The sequence below is a fragment of the Methanocalculus alkaliphilus genome (assembly GCF_024170505.1).
GTDB classification, from domain to species: Archaea; Halobacteriota; Methanomicrobia; order Methanomicrobiales; family Methanocorpusculaceae; genus Methanocalculus; species Methanocalculus alkaliphilus.
This window is the reverse complement of the sequence record NZ_JALJYG010000013.1, coordinates 19,083-32,316: the sequence shown is the minus strand read 5'-3', so window position 1 is coordinate 32,316 and position 13,234 is coordinate 19,083. Positions and strand designations below refer to the sequence as shown.

General features: G+C 58.5%; 13 protein-coding genes. 9 read left to right on the top strand and 4 right to left on the bottom strand.

Going from position 1 to position 13,234, the window contains the following annotated elements:
• The first annotated feature begins 2 nt into the window (after positions 1 to 2).
• The 4 genes from J2T58_RS08945 to comE are packed head-to-tail and all read left to right on the top strand — an operon-like array spanning position 3 to position 4,186.
• On the top strand, positions 3 to 608 hold the full coding sequence (locus J2T58_RS08945) for a (Fe-S)-binding protein (RefSeq protein WP_253489001.1): 606 nt from the start codon (positions 3 to 5) through the stop codon (positions 606 to 608).
• Positions 605 to 1,840 carry a methanogenesis marker 16 metalloprotein gene (locus J2T58_RS08940; RefSeq protein WP_253489000.1) on the top strand — a complete coding sequence of 412 codons (1,236 nt, stop codon included), beginning with the start codon at positions 605 to 607 and terminating at the stop codon, positions 1,838 to 1,840. Before J2T58_RS08945 ends, J2T58_RS08940 begins: the two co-directional genes overlap by 4 nt.
• Positions 1,837 to 3,078, top strand: a complete 1,242-nt coding sequence (locus J2T58_RS08935; protein ID WP_253488997.1) for a cysteate synthase — start codon at positions 1,837 to 1,839, stop codon at positions 3,076 to 3,078. Before J2T58_RS08940 ends, J2T58_RS08935 begins: the two co-directional genes overlap by 4 nt.
• Positions 3,071 to 4,186: a sulfopyruvate decarboxylase subunit beta gene (gene comE / locus J2T58_RS08930; protein WP_253488995.1), complete on the top strand. Its 1,116-nt coding sequence runs from the start codon at positions 3,071 to 3,073 to the stop codon at positions 4,184 to 4,186. Before J2T58_RS08935 ends, comE begins: the two co-directional genes overlap by 8 nt.
• On the opposite strand, the gene J2T58_RS08925 is transcribed toward comE, so the two are convergent.
• From J2T58_RS08925 to J2T58_RS08910, 4 genes are all read right to left on the bottom strand, one after another.
• The gene (locus J2T58_RS08925; protein WP_253488994.1) at positions 4,179 to 5,105 is read right to left on the bottom strand and encodes an AEC family transporter; all 927 of its coding nucleotides are present in this window, start codon (positions 5,103 to 5,105) and stop codon (positions 4,179 to 4,181) included. The two genes, comE and J2T58_RS08925, sit on opposite strands and share 8 nt — an antisense overlap.
• Positions 5,106 to 5,185: 80 nt before the next feature.
• Complete coding sequence (locus tag J2T58_RS08920; protein ID WP_253488993.1) at positions 5,186 to 5,911, bottom strand: ABC transporter permease; 726 nt, start codon at positions 5,909 to 5,911, stop codon at positions 5,186 to 5,188.
• Positions 5,911 to 6,864, bottom strand: coding sequence for an ABC transporter ATP-binding protein (locus J2T58_RS08915; protein WP_253488992.1), 954 nt, complete (start codon positions 6,862 to 6,864; stop codon positions 5,911 to 5,913). The genes J2T58_RS08920 and J2T58_RS08915 overlap by 1 nt, the downstream gene beginning before the upstream one ends.
• Positions 6,865 to 7,079: 215 nt before the next feature.
• Positions 7,080 to 8,585 (bottom strand): glutamine synthetase family protein, encoded by a 1,506-nt coding sequence (locus tag J2T58_RS08910; protein ID WP_253488990.1) that lies wholly within the window; start codon positions 8,583 to 8,585, stop codon positions 7,080 to 7,082.
• 145 nt (positions 8,586 to 8,730) lie between these two features.
• On the opposite strand from J2T58_RS08910, the gene J2T58_RS08905 reads away from it, so the two are divergent.
• Genes J2T58_RS08905 through argB form a run of 5 tightly spaced genes read left to right on the top strand, consistent with a single transcriptional unit; the run spans position 8,731 to position 13,199 of the window.
• Positions 8,731 to 9,651 (top strand): ADP-ribosylglycohydrolase family protein, encoded by a 921-nt coding sequence (locus J2T58_RS08905; RefSeq protein ID WP_253488988.1) that lies wholly within the window; start codon positions 8,731 to 8,733, stop codon positions 9,649 to 9,651.
• 52 nt (positions 9,652 to 9,703) lie between these two features.
• Positions 9,704 to 10,696, top strand: a complete 993-nt coding sequence (argC, locus tag J2T58_RS08900) for an N-acetyl-gamma-glutamyl-phosphate reductase (protein WP_253488986.1) — start codon at positions 9,704 to 9,706, stop codon at positions 10,694 to 10,696.
• Between the two features lie 9 nt (positions 10,697 to 10,705).
• Positions 10,706 to 11,191, top strand: a complete 486-nt coding sequence (locus J2T58_RS08895) for a CBS domain-containing protein (RefSeq protein WP_253488984.1) — start codon at positions 10,706 to 10,708, stop codon at positions 11,189 to 11,191.
• Entirely contained in the window at positions 11,188 to 12,333 is a 1,146-nt protein-coding gene (gene argJ, locus J2T58_RS08890; RefSeq protein ID WP_253488983.1) for a bifunctional ornithine acetyltransferase/N-acetylglutamate synthase, read from the top strand. The genes J2T58_RS08895 and argJ overlap by 4 nt, the downstream gene beginning before the upstream one ends.
• A complete protein-coding gene (gene argB / locus J2T58_RS08885; protein WP_253488981.1) occupies positions 12,330 to 13,199 on the top strand; it encodes an acetylglutamate kinase in 870 nt (289 codons plus the stop codon). Before argJ ends, argB begins: the two co-directional genes overlap by 4 nt.
• Positions 13,200 to 13,234: the final 35 nt, after the last annotated feature.

Below are 13,234 nucleotides of genomic sequence, written 5' to 3'. Positions count from 1 at the left end.
CCATGGCATGGAAGCCACCCGGCAAGGACTGCGGCCTCTGCGGTGCGAAGACCTGCATGGCATTCTCTGCTCTCCTTGCCGCTGGTGCAAAGAGGCGGACCGACTGCCCGTTCTATGGGGAAGAGAAGAAACAGGCGCCAACCGGGTATTCAGGAGTTGATCTTCTTGGGATTGAGTACGACTTCGTCCTTCACCCGTTTCCGGGGGAGCCGTCGACCCGGAAGGATATCGTCCCCTTCCGCCCGGATCTCGTTGAACGCTGGGAGATACAGAGGGGGGATCTCGTCATCGGAAGGCCCGCGGGTGCAGGCTGCCCGATTACCCATGCCCTCAGGGTAACCGCTGCCGATCCGGTGAGCGGGATCATCTCCTGCCATGTCACAACCCCTCTTGAAGCACGGAACGGGGAGGTGAAGGATATCCGGGCATACCATGTCCATGCCTTCGAGGGGATCGCAGAGACGGTCAGGCGTGAGCCTGCATTCGGCAACAGGCAGCGGTTCCTCCCCGGCTTCTGCATGATGGGCCTCTCCCACACTGGTGTCGTGAATATGGTTATCATGGAGAAGGACGGACTGCATGTCAGAGTGGAGGGGATCGGACTGTGAAGACACCGGGAGAGATCAACCGGAAGATACGGGATGGCACTGCCGTTGTCATCCCGGCAGATGAGTTTAAGAGGCGCCTGCGGGACGGGGAGGAGTTCACGGCAGAGGAGGTCGATATCGTCACCTGCGCAACATTCGGGGTGATGTCGGGGACCTATGCAGTTCTCTCGATCCCGGTTGCCCCGCCCGGCACCTTCAGGCGTGCCGTATCATGTACTCTCAACGGGGTCCCGGCCTTTCCAGGCCCCTGCCCCAACGAACGGCTCGGCCTCATCGACTGTATCGTCTATGGCACTGCCCACCGTGACGGCCGATATGGGGGAGGCCACCTCTTTGCGGATCTCGCAGCGGGCAGGGAGATCCATTGCGAGGCGTTTGCTGACGGCCAGACCCATTCCGCCACCATCACCCTTGATGACTGCCCGGCGGCGAGGCTCCATACGACACGATCGGCATTCCGGAATTATACCGCATTCCTTGCCGAGGAGGAGGGGGTCACCCCGACGATCTTCTCGGTGACCGGCCTCCACGGCCCATGCAGGGAGATCTCGGTCTCAGGATGCGGAGAGATTAATCCCGTCGAGAATGATCCCTCCCTCAGGTCCCTCGGACCGGGGACCCCGATCCACCTCAATGGCGCCGACGGGATCATCCTCGGCGAAGGGACGCGATCAACACCACAACGCCCGAATCTCGCCTGTTCCGCCGATATGAAAGGGATGGATCCTCTGATGATGGGCGGGTTTACAACATCCGAAGGACCCGAATGCCTCACCTCGGTCGCTGCCGCAGTTCCTGTCCTTGACGATGCATCCCTGCAGGCCCTTCTGATCCGGGACGGCGACATCCCACTCCCCATCGCCGGGATAGAAGAGAGGAAACCCCGTGGATCTGCCGATTACGGTGCCGTCTGGCAGGGGACCGACCGGGCCGTCCGGCATCATCCCGATAGCTGCATCTCCTGTTCCCCCTGCCATGCACGGATACTCTGCCCGGCAGCAGCGATCCGGGAAGATCTCACCATTGACCGGAAGCTCTGCCTCGCCTGTGGGACCTGCCAGTCGGCCTGCGAGGCCGGGGTGTACCGGATACGGCTTGGAGCCCTCGCCTATAATGAACAACAGATCCCAATCACCCTGAGGCAGTCAGAGAGGACACGGGCAGAGCGGCTCTGCCGGAGGCTTGCACAGCGGATACAGGAAGGGACATTCCTTCTGAAGGAGGGAACATGACCCATCTCCTCAGCTGCCCGGTCTGCCAGAGCACCTTCCCGGATACCGGGGAGCTCGCCTGCCCGCATGGCCACAAAGCGCTCCTCAGGGCGATCTATCCTGAAACAAAGCTGGTTCTGAGGGATGAGCCCGGCCTCTTCCGCTATGCGGGATGGCTGCCGGTTGAAGAGATCCCATCCACACGCTCCGGCCCCGTCACCTTCCGATCAGAGGGCTTTGGTCGTGAAGCCGGCCTCTCCAATCTCTGGATAGGGTTTACCGGCCATGCACCGGAGAGGGGGGCATATGTTCCGACCTGCTCCTTCAAGGAGCTGGAGGCCTGGCCGACCCTCGTCCGGCATCGGGAGACCGGCGGCGGCACCATCGTCCTCGCATCGGCTGGAAATACCGGCCGGGCCTTCGCCGAGGTCGCCAGGGAGACCGGTGACCCGGTCGTCATCGTCGTTCCCGTCCGTTCGCTTGAGCGGATCTGGACGACGGAGCCGGCCGAAGATATCACCCTCATCGGCGTTGACGGCGATTATGCCGACGCGATCGCGGTCGCCGACAGGATCGCATCACTCCCCGGGTACCGGCCGGAGGGGGGCGCAAAGAATGTCGCCCGCCGGGACGGCATGGGGACCGTCTTCCTTGATGCCGCCGCCACCATCGGGAAGATTCCTGATCAGTATTTCCAGGCGGTCGGGAGCGGAACCGGCGCTATCGCGGCATGGGAGGCGTCGCTGCGGCTCATCGGGGATGGGAGATACGGAAACACCCTCCCCACCCTCCACCTCGCCCAGAACCTCCCCTTCATCCCGCTTGTTTCGGCATGGCAGGCGGGGAGGCGGGAGATCATCCCGGCGATCGATATGCCCCATCCGGAAGAGGCGATAGCAGCGGTGGAGGCCGATGTCCTGACGAACAGGACCCCCCCCTATGCCATCCCCGGCGGCCTCTTCGATGCCCTCCGGGCATGTGGCGGGGCGATGTATGGGATCACAAACAGGGATGCTGCCCGTGCCGGTACTCTCTTTGACGAGACCGAGGGGATCGATCCCGATCCGGCAGCAGCCGTCGCCTGCGCCGCCCTCCTCAGAGCCGTCGAACGCGGTGCCGTTGGAGAGGATGACTGTATCCTCCTCAATATCACCGGCGGGGGATATCGCTCGGTCACGAAGCAATACCCGGTCACGCCGGCAGAGATCATCAGGCCGGGAGAGCTCCCGGTCTGCATTATGGAGAAGAACCATGTTTGAAGAAGCGATCCTCACGATCTTCAGGGAGGAGGGGATCGACACCATCCCCCACCTCCCCTGTGACCGTGCCAGCCTCCTCTGTGCACGTATCACCGAAGAATTTACCCATATACCCCTCCTCCGTGAAGAGGACGGAGTGGGCGTCTCGGCAGGCGTGTATCTTGCCGGGGGGAGGCCTGCAATGGTGATCCAGAGCTCGGGGCTTGGGAATATGCTCAATGCCCTCCTCTCGCTCCACGGTACATATTCCCTCCCCCTCCCGATCATCGCAAGCTGGCGGGGAGTATATAATGAAGCAATCCCGGCACAGGTTCCATTCAACTCCCGGCTTCCGGAGATACTGAAGGGAGCCGGGATCCCGTATGCAGCCGTGATGGGGGAGGAGGATCTCCCCTCCATCCGGGAGATGATCCGGCTTTCATATGCAGAGGGGAGGCCGACCGTCGCCCTCGTCTCGCCTGCATGCTTTGCCGGGGGAACCTGCCCGCCCCCGGTCTTCCCTGACAGGAGCCGGATCATACCTGAAATACCGGGAGGTCGGATCAAACCCCCGCAGATGACACGATATGATGCCATCCAGGCGTTGTCGCCACATCTTGGGGATGCCCTAGCCGTCTCGAATATAGGTATCCCCTCAAAGGAGCTGTATGCTACCGGAGACAGGGCTGAGAACTTCTATATGCTCGGGTCCTACACCCAGGCATCACCCATCGGCCTTGGCCTGGCACTCAGGTCAGGGAGGGAGGTTGTGGTCATCGATGGCGACGGCTCGCTCCTTGGAACAGCGATCCTTCCGGTCATCGCATCGGTGAGGCCGGAGAACCTGACGATCATCTGCCTCGATAATGGCACCTTCGGCTCAACCGGCAACCAGATTACGCAGGGGTATGCAACCACCGATCTCGCACAGATTGCGCAGGCAGCAGGTATCTCCCATACCCGGCAGGTCCAGACGAAGGCAGACCTCACTGCGGCAATTCAGGATCGCACCCCCGGCCCACGCTTTATCCATACGATCATCAGGCCCGGGAATGCCGATGTCCCCAATATCCCCCTCTCACCGGTTGAGATCCGGGATCGGTTCATGCAGGCGGCAGTCCTCAGATGAGGAAGGCACCGATCAGGGGGATCGAGATGATCGAAAAGATCATCGATACGAAGACGAGGCGGGACGCGAACCGCTCGTCACCCCCGTAGATCTCGGCAAAGATGGCTGTGGTCGAGGCGACCGGCATCGCGGCAAGGATGACAAGCACCCCGAGGACGAGGGGATCAGCGATCAGCGGAGCAAGGAGGAGATAGGTCGCAATCGGCAGGACGATGAGCCGGAGGACGGTTGCGAGATATGCCTTCAGATCCCCGATCATCTCTTTTGCAGGGAATGTGGCGAGGAGTGACCCGACGATGATCATCGCAAGCGGGGTCGTCAGGTTGCCGGTGATCTCCATCGCATCGAAGAGGGGCGACGGTATCCGGAGACCGAGGAGGAAGAGGGTCAGGCCGATATAGGAAGCCGCAATCCCGGGGTTGATGAGCAGCCGGGGGTTGAAGTCGTACCTGCCGGTCATCATCACGATACCTGCTGAGAAGACGAGGAGATTGAAGACCAGGTTTCCGAGTGCCACATAGAAGAGGGAGGCAGCACCAAAGAGCGCCTCTGCAATCGGAAACCCCATGAACCCGACATTTCCAAAGAGGATGGCAAAGGAGAAGACCCCCCGCTCCCGATCCTCCATCCTGAGGAGGACAGTTCCACAATAGGCGACCGTGGCCGCAAGGAGATAGAAGACCCCGATCGCGAGGCAGAAGACGACTGCACCTGAGAGGAGCTCGGGGGAGGCCGGGATCTGCATCGAGACGATGATCAATGCCGGGATCGTCACGTGCAGGAGGAGGAGCGAGAGTTTATGGGTCGCCTGGCGATCGAGGATCCCGAGGCGGAACGCCAGGTACCCGACCGCGATCAGGATCAGGAGGATGGTGATCCGGTCGGCGACCATCAGAATGCCGGCAGCAGAGAGGGTCATCCGGGAGGATGGTTGTTGTTGATCGGGTATTGTTCTATCCTTCGAAAAATCGGGGGATCATCAGCTTGGGGGATCAAAGCCTATACCGTTGCTCTCCTGAAGATGATGACACTGATCATGAGGACGACGAATGCACCGATCAGAAGCCCGGCGAGCGTCATAACCGGGAGAATCCCCGCCTGGAGATCACGGATCGCGTCGATTGCATAGGAGACCGGGTTGAGCCGTGCGAGGACGGCGAGCCAGGACGGCATTTGGTCATAGGGCATCAGCGCACTGCTTGTAAAGAAGAGCGGCATCGCGATCATCGCATTGAATGCCGCATAGGTGTCATGGTCCTCAAGGGTGAGGGCAACCGTCGTCGTGATCGAGGAGAGGAGGACCCCGAAGATGAAGAGGATCAGATAGATCTGCGCAAGGAGGATCGGGTCGAGGAACTGCGCCCCGAGGATGATCGCAAAGACCAGGATGACCGTCGTCTGGATCATCCCCCGCAGGGTGATGAAGAGGATCTTGCCATAGAGGATACTCTCACGCGGCGATGGCATCGCAAGGAACTTCTGAAGGAAGCCGAGGATCTTATCGAACATCAGGAGAGAGCCACCCTGCAACGCCGCACCCAGCATCGTCAGGACAAGGATACCTGGCGTGATGAAGTCGAGATAATTATCAGTAAACCGGATCGGGAGTGCCATGCCGACGAAGATGAGCCAGGCGGCCGGCATGATCAGGGCGGAGAGGAGATTGATCCGGCCCCTGAGCCAGCGCCTCAGATCCCGTTCCACATACCAGAGTGTCCGGATCATCAGCGCCTCCGCAGCATCGTCCTGAACCGCGTGAAATCAAAGGCGGTCTGTTCATCCTGCTCACCGACGAGGGAGAGGAAGACATCATCAAGGGTGGGCTTCCGTACCGAGATGGAACGAACCTTCATCCCATTCTCTGCAAAAAGGCGGGAGAGGACAAGCCCCGCCTCGTCGCCATCCTCGACCTCAAACCGGAGCTCATCCCCGGTTCGTCCAAGGAAGGTGACGCCCTCCGGAAAGGTCCCTTTGAACCGGTCATCTGATCGGATCAGAACGATATCCCGGCAGACCGATGCCTTCAGCATCCCGGGGGTATCGGTGACGATCACCTTCCCTTTGTCGATGATCCCGACACGATCACAGGCATGATCGGCTTCATCCATATAGTGGGTTGTCACAAAGACGGTCATCCCCCGCTCCTTCAGGCTGATGATATGCTCCCAGATCCGCCGCCTTCCAGCGACATCAAGGCCGATCGTCGGCTCATCCAGGAAGAGGACAGAGGGGTCATGGACGAGTGCCTGTGCAAGCTCAAGCCTTCTGCGCATCCCTCCCGAGTACGTCCGGACCAGATCATCGGCACGGTCCGAGAGATCCATCCGGGCGAGTGCCTCATCCGCAGCCTCCCGGGGACGGGGGATTCCATAGAGTTTCCCAAAGAAGACGACATTCTCCCTCCCGGTCAGCTTCGGATCGACGGCCATATCCTGCGGGACATAGCTGATATGCTCCCTGACCTCCTTTGGATGCTCCTGTATGGAATAGCCGCAGATACGGGCATCCCCCGATGTCGGAGAGATGAGGGTCGTCAGCATCTTCACCGTCGTCGTCTTACCTGACCCGTTTGGCCCGAGGAGACCAAAGATCTCGCCATCGATGCGTGTTGTCAGATCATCGACGGCAGTGAGGGAGCCGAAGCGCTTCGTCAGGCCGGAGGTCTCGATTGCGGTCATCGAATCATACCCTCTTGAGAATAGAGCACCATCATGAAGCCAGCCTGCCTATCATACGTATTACAGTAACACCTTAAATCTTCATCGTGTTACAAACCCGCCCTGATTCTGCCAATGCCATCAGGGAGAAAGCGGTTGGAAAGGCATCTTACGCCCTGTTCTTCACGATTATTAAAGAAAGCAAACAATACGATAAAAAAAAGGGTGGACGTAGTTCACTGAACATGAATATACTCTTCCACAATCGCCCGGAACTCCTTCTCCTTCCCATAGATCCGCTCGCTTAAGCCGCGATCCTGGTATCCGAAGAGCCGTCTGGTTGTCGAATCGATGACGCTTGCCGGGAAGATATCGTCGCTTTCAAAGACGGCACGCTTCTCAAGAAGAACCTCTGCCGATTCGACACAGGAGTTTGGCAGATGTGAAAGGGATGCAAGCTTCTCCCGGTTCTTCTCATCGAAGATATTTCCATCGACATAGAGCTCTCTTGCCTTATCAAGGGCATCCGGCATCCTGATACCATGCAGGCAGGCGGCGACGATGCCGGCGGCTGTCAGATAGACATCCGCGGATCCATCCGGTGTCCGAAGCTCAATCGTCTGCTTTGCAATACGCTTTGAAACCTCGGGCGGTGCTGCCGGGTTGGCATCAGCAATCATATTCTCTGCGCCGGTCCAGCCAAGAGGAACCCGGACGACGACGGAGCGATTCCGGTCGCCCCAGCAGACATTGGTCGGGGCCTCCTGGTGGGGGACGAGCCTGAGGTACGATGTCGGGATGGTATTGCCAAATGCGGTTAATGCTCCTGCACAGTCGAGGAGACCTGCGATCATCTTCCGTGCAAAGCCCGAGAGCTGCCGTTCGCTGACCATCAGGTTCTCACCGTCCCGCACCGCCATCATATGGAAGTGAAGGCCGGATCCCGCCTTGCCGACGGTGATCTTTGGTGCAAAGCTGATCTGGACACCATAGATATCCCCAAGCATCCGGACGATCCATTTTGCAATCGCCAGCTGGTCGACTGCCTCCTCGATCGGGACGGGGAGGAACTCTATCTCATGTTGTTCATAGAGTGTTCCGTCAAGGGTGAAACATCCGACCTCGGCATGGCCGTACTTCACCTTCCCGCCTGCCTGGGCGATCAGCCTGAGTGCCTCGACCCGGAGATCCTCAGACTGGGTAAAGGGCCGGGACTCATGGTATCCCTTCTGGTCAAGGACCGGATAGGTGGGATCATGGGGCGAGATGACATAGTACTCAAGTTCGGCAAGGGCATGGAACCGGGCACCCGTCTCCTTCAGAAATGCCTGGTGAGCCTTTCTCAGGATGTTCGAGGGGTCACTCGGGAGGGGTTTTCCTTCATTTGTATAGAAGGAACAGAGGATCTCAAGTGTGAGGATCTCTGTGAAGGGATTGATGAATGCTGTCCGGTATCGTGGTACGACATAGAGATCGCTCGATCCCGCCTCGATGCTTGAGAAGAGCTGTGATCCGTCGATCCGCTCGCCATCTGTCAGGATCATCTCAAGATGCTCCTTCCCGGTGATGACGAAGTTCAGGGTCTTTAATTTGCCGTCCTCGCCGACGTACCGGAAGTTGATCATCTCGATCCCAAGTTCGATAACTGCACGGATGAGATCCTCACGACTGAACTGATCGGCCGGTTTTCCAAGGAGTCTGGCCAGAGTATGAGGGTTCTGAAAAGTGTCTGCTTGCACCATTTATGAGTACGGTGTGAGAAAAACCATTATAATGGTTCGTAAGGCAATTCGCATCATTTTTTTAAGAGAATATAAGAAGGTAGTTTCCTTCCATAACCACCGCCGACCAGCAAGGATTATCACCTTCCAAATCAACCCACCATCAATGCTCGAACAGTACAGGGGGTGCCTCCTTGGGGCTGCCCTCGGAGACGCACTCGGGATGCCAAACGAGACCGCACCTTCCCGGCTCCATGCCCCACTTCGCGGATTCCGGAAGGCATATAAAGGCCACCCGAACAATGCCCTGAAACCCGGACAGTTCACCGACGACACCCAGCTGATGCTCATTGCGGGAAAGCTCCTTGGAGACAGGGAATTTTCCGAAGGGGCCTATGCAGCCCGGTTGAAGAGCTGTTATGAAGACGGACTCCTCAGATTTCCTGACAGTGCACTGCATGCCGTCTGTGAACACCTCAGGGACAGGGGATGGAAGGAAGCCGCAGTCCATTCAGCCACCTCCGGATGCGTTCCTCTTGCGATCCCGTTTGCCCTTGCATACACCGATATCATCGAGTGCTCAGAGAGGCTCGTTCAGGCATGCAGTGTCACCCATATCCATCCCGGTGCCTTGGCAGGTGCTGTCACGGTCGGAGCAATGATCCGTTTCACCATCGCCGGAGATAAAGATCCGCTTGCGAAAGCCGCAGAGACCGCCTTGCGGGAGGATGAGGTCCTTGGGGTACGGATACAGGAGGCACTCCGGCTTGCCGAGGAGGGGATCACCATCCAGGGGGCACTGGATCGCCTTGGAAATGACAGTTCGGTCTATCAGACCGTCCCTCTCGCCTTCTTCCTCTCAGCACGGATACCGGATCCTGAGAAACTCCTGATGATCGCATCGCAGGTCGGGGGCAATACAGATACAATCTCCTATATCTGCGGTGCATATGCCGGAGCCCGCCTCGGCAGATCAGCACTTCCCACAGACCTTCTCGAGATGCTTGAGTCGCGCGATCTGATCGAAGGGCTTGCAACCGGCCTCCTCAGGCGAACCGGCTATCCGATCCCCGGCGGAGTTGAGTGAAAGCGAGCCATCCGGGGTAAACACTTTATCCCGGCCTGATGAGATAGCATGTATGGATATTGCGATCATCGGAGCGAGCGGGTATGCCGGTGGAGACCTGATGCGGCTCATCACCCTCCATCCACATACCGACCTTGTCTGTGCCACATCCCGAAAACTGGATGGCACCCCGGTCAGTCTTGATCAGCCACATCTGAAGGGTTTCGTCGATATCCCCTATACGAACCCTGATGTCACTGATATCGATGCTGACGTTGTTTTTATGGCAGTCCCCCATACCGTGGCGATGCAGTATGCCGGATCACTGCATGAACGTGGGATCAAAACAATCGATCTCTCGGCGGACTACCGGCTCCCGCGGGGAATATATGAAGAGATCTATGGGGTCACGCATACCGCGTTTTTTGAGGCTCCGTACGGACTCCCCGAACTTCACCGTGATGCTATTAAGAAAGCCTCCTTCATCGCAAATCCCGGCTGTTTCCCGACCGGAGCCACATTAGCAGCGGCACCCGTCGCCGATCTCGCAGAGACCATCATCTATGACTCAAAGACCGGCGTATCCGGAGCAGGGGATACCGTCTCCGAGACGACACATTATCCAAATGTCGCAGATAACATCAATCCCTACAAATGGACGGCGCACCGCCACCTTCCGGAGATGGAGCTTGAGATCTCCCGTCTCGGGTCCCGGGCATCCGTTCACTTCACCCCGCACCTCGTCCCGGTGACACGGGGGATCCTCACCACCGCCCATATCCTGACGGAACGTCCGGTGACAGAGGGCGAGATACGAATGCGGTACCGGAAGATGTACCGGGATGAACCATTTATCAGGCTTCAGACGCCAAAACTTGCCAGTGTTCGGGGGACGAACTTCTGTGACATCGCCTTTGAGATCGAAGACGGGGGACGGAGGATCGTCGCCGTCTCTGTCATCGATAACCTGATGAAAGGGGCTGCAGGCCAGGCTGTCCAGAATATGAATATCATCTGCGGATTCAACGAGACCGACGGGCTCCTCTTCCCCGCAGCCGCACCATGAGGAATACCGATGAATGTAGAAGATGTCATGACACAGGATCCGGTGACGATCCAGTCGAAGGCTACCATCCGGGATGCCGCACGCATCATCCGTGAGAAGAAGATCGGGGGCCTCCCCGTCCTTGATGGGGAGAACCTCATCGGGATGATAACCGAATCGGATATCCTGGCACTCCTTGAGACGAAAGGGCCCAGTGAGGACCTCTGGCTCCCCTCGCCCCTTGAAGTGATCGAGATCCCCATCCGCGAGTTCTTCAACTGGGAGAAGGCCAAGAAAGCACTCTCGGATATCGGATCGCGCCCGGTCAGTTCGGTGATGAGCTATCCGATCATCACTATCGATGCAGATGATTCGGTCGAGGAGGCGGCACGGATCATGCTGAGGCAGGGGGTCGCCCGCCTCCCGGTCCTGCGGGACGGAAAGCTCACCGGGATCGTCACCCGGGCGGATATCGTCGAGGGGATCGGACGGGAGAGGGAGGAGATGGCAGAATGAAGAGTATCTGTGGTGTTAAAGGGGTCACTGCGGCAGGGATAAAAGAGGGGAAGTACGGGCTTGCCCTCATCAGGGCATCCGGAACAGGTGCCGCCGTCTTCACCCGGAACAGGGCACGTGCCCCGGTCATCGATCTGATGGCGGAGAGGATGAAGGCAGGCCGGATTGAGGGGATCATCGCCAACTCCGGGTGTGCCAACGCCTATACCGGAAGGCGTGGCCTTGCAGATGCAATACGGATGGCGGAGATCGGCGGGGAGTGCCTCGGCGTGGATCCAATGGCAGTCGGTGTTGCAAGCACCGGTGTCATCGGCAGGTACCTCGATATGGATCGCATCAGGCAGCAGGCAGGAACACTCACCCCTGTCTCCTCAGAAGAGGCCGAGATCGCCGCCGCACAAGCAATACTGACGACCGATCTCGTCGAGAAGCATGCCCTCGTCATGGGGGAGGGCTTCTCGGTGGGTGGCATCACCAAGGGGAGCGGGATGATCGCACCGAACATGGCAACGATGCTCGGCTTCGTCTATACCGATGCCGAGGTGGATGCCCCTGATCTCCAGGATATCCTGAAGAGGGCTGTGCGGAGGAGCTTCAACCGCATCGTCGTCGACGGGGACGTCTCGACAAATGACTGTGTCTTCCTCACCGCAACCGGCGAAGCGGGCCGTGTCGGGAAGAGGGAGCTTGAAGAGGCGGTCACCAGTGCATGCATCACTCTTGCACAGCAGATTGCACGGGATGGCGAAGGGGCGACGAAGCTGATCGAGGTCGCCGTCTCCGGTGCACGGAGTGAAGAGGATGCGGAGAAGATCGCAAAGACCGTGGTGACGAGCCCCCTCGTCAAGACCGCGGTCTATGGGAATGATCCCAACTGGGGGCGTGTCGTTGCTGCTGCCGGGTATGCAGGTGTTGACTTTGAGATCCCGGATCTCTCCCTCTGGATTGGAACGGGTGAAGAGAAGTCACCGCTTGTCCTGAAAGGGGAGATCGTTGCAGATCTGCAGGTTGCGAAGATGGCGATGCAGGGCGATACCGTCGTCTTCAGCATCGATCTCGACTCCGGCTCCTCTGAGGCGACCGCCTGGGGCTGTGATCTGACTGAGAAATACGTAGAGATTAACGGGAAGTATACGACATGAAACGCGAAGATGTCCTGATGGAGGCACTCCCCTACATCAGGCAGTTCCACGGAAAGACGATCATCATCAAGCTCGGCGGCCATGCGATGGTCGATCCGAAGATCATGAATACCGTCATCGAGGATGCCGTCCTCCTCCATTATATCGGGATGAGGGTCGTCCTCGTCCATGGCGGAGGACCTGAGATCACCGAGAAGATGAAGGCGATGGGGAAGGAGCCGAAGTTCGTTGCCGGGCTCCGGGTGACTGATCTTGATACCCTTGAGATTGCGATGATGGTCCTTGCCGGGAAGATCAGCAACACCATCGTCTCGCTCATCGCACAGAACGGTGCACGGGGAATCGGGATCTCCGGCAATGATGGCAACCTTGTGATCGCACGGAAGATGGATGCCCAGAAGGTGACGATCGAGGACCGGGAAGAGGAGGTCGATCTCGGGTATGTCGGGGAGATTCAGCGGGTCAATCCCGGCCTCCTCCGGACGCTCCTCGACTCCGGGTACATTCCCGTCGTCTCGCCGCTTGCCATCGATGAACAGGGCAATAACCTCAATATCAATGCGGACACCATGGCTGGAGAGCTTGCTGTCGCCCTAGATGCCGGGAAACTTGTCTCACTCACCGATGTTGATGGCGTGATGGACAAAGCCCGGACAACCATCTATCACCGGCTGACCCTCGCGGAGGTGGAGTCGATGATTGCAGACGGGACGATCCAGGGCGGGATGATCCCAAAACTCGGCGCCTGTATCTATGCATCCAGAAACGGGGTTGAACGGTGTCATATTATCAACGGGAATGCCCCCCATAACCTCATCCTTGAACTCTTCACCGATCAGGGCGTCGGTACGATGATTCGAGGATAGAATACCTTTTTTAATCAAATAGGCTATCCTTATCT

Excerpts from the sequence above, each read along its gene's own strand:
- argJ (WP_253488983.1), top strand. The coding sequence starts at position 11,188 with ATGAAGAGTATCTGTGGTGTTAAAGGGGTCACTGCGGCAGGGATAAAA.
- J2T58_RS08915 (WP_253488992.1), bottom strand. The coding sequence starts at position 6,864 with ATGACCGCAATCGAGACCTCCGGCCTGACGAAGCGCTTCGGCTCCCTC.
- J2T58_RS08945 (WP_253489001.1), top strand. The coding sequence starts at position 3 with ATGGCATGGAAGCCACCCGGCAAGGACTGCGGCCTCTGCGGTGCGAAG.
- J2T58_RS08910 (WP_253488990.1), bottom strand. The coding sequence starts at position 8,585 with ATGGTGCAAGCAGACACTTTTCAGAACCCTCATACTCTGGCCAGACTC.
- argC (WP_253488986.1), top strand. The coding sequence starts at position 9,704 with ATGGATATTGCGATCATCGGAGCGAGCGGGTATGCCGGTGGAGACCTG.
- J2T58_RS08895 (WP_253488984.1), top strand. The coding sequence starts at position 10,706 with ATGAATGTAGAAGATGTCATGACACAGGATCCGGTGACGATCCAGTCG.
- J2T58_RS08925 (WP_253488994.1), bottom strand. The coding sequence starts at position 5,105 with ATGACCCTCTCTGCTGCCGGCATTCTGATGGTCGCCGACCGGATCACC.
- argB (WP_253488981.1), top strand. The coding sequence starts at position 12,330 with ATGAAACGCGAAGATGTCCTGATGGAGGCACTCCCCTACATCAGGCAG.
- J2T58_RS08905 (WP_253488988.1), top strand. The coding sequence starts at position 8,731 with ATGCTCGAACAGTACAGGGGGTGCCTCCTTGGGGCTGCCCTCGGAGAC.
- comE (WP_253488995.1), top strand. The coding sequence starts at position 3,071 with ATGTTTGAAGAAGCGATCCTCACGATCTTCAGGGAGGAGGGGATCGAC.
- J2T58_RS08935 (WP_253488997.1), top strand. The coding sequence starts at position 1,837 with ATGACCCATCTCCTCAGCTGCCCGGTCTGCCAGAGCACCTTCCCGGAT.
- J2T58_RS08920 (WP_253488993.1), bottom strand. The coding sequence starts at position 5,911 with ATGATCCGGACACTCTGGTATGTGGAACGGGATCTGAGGCGCTGGCTC.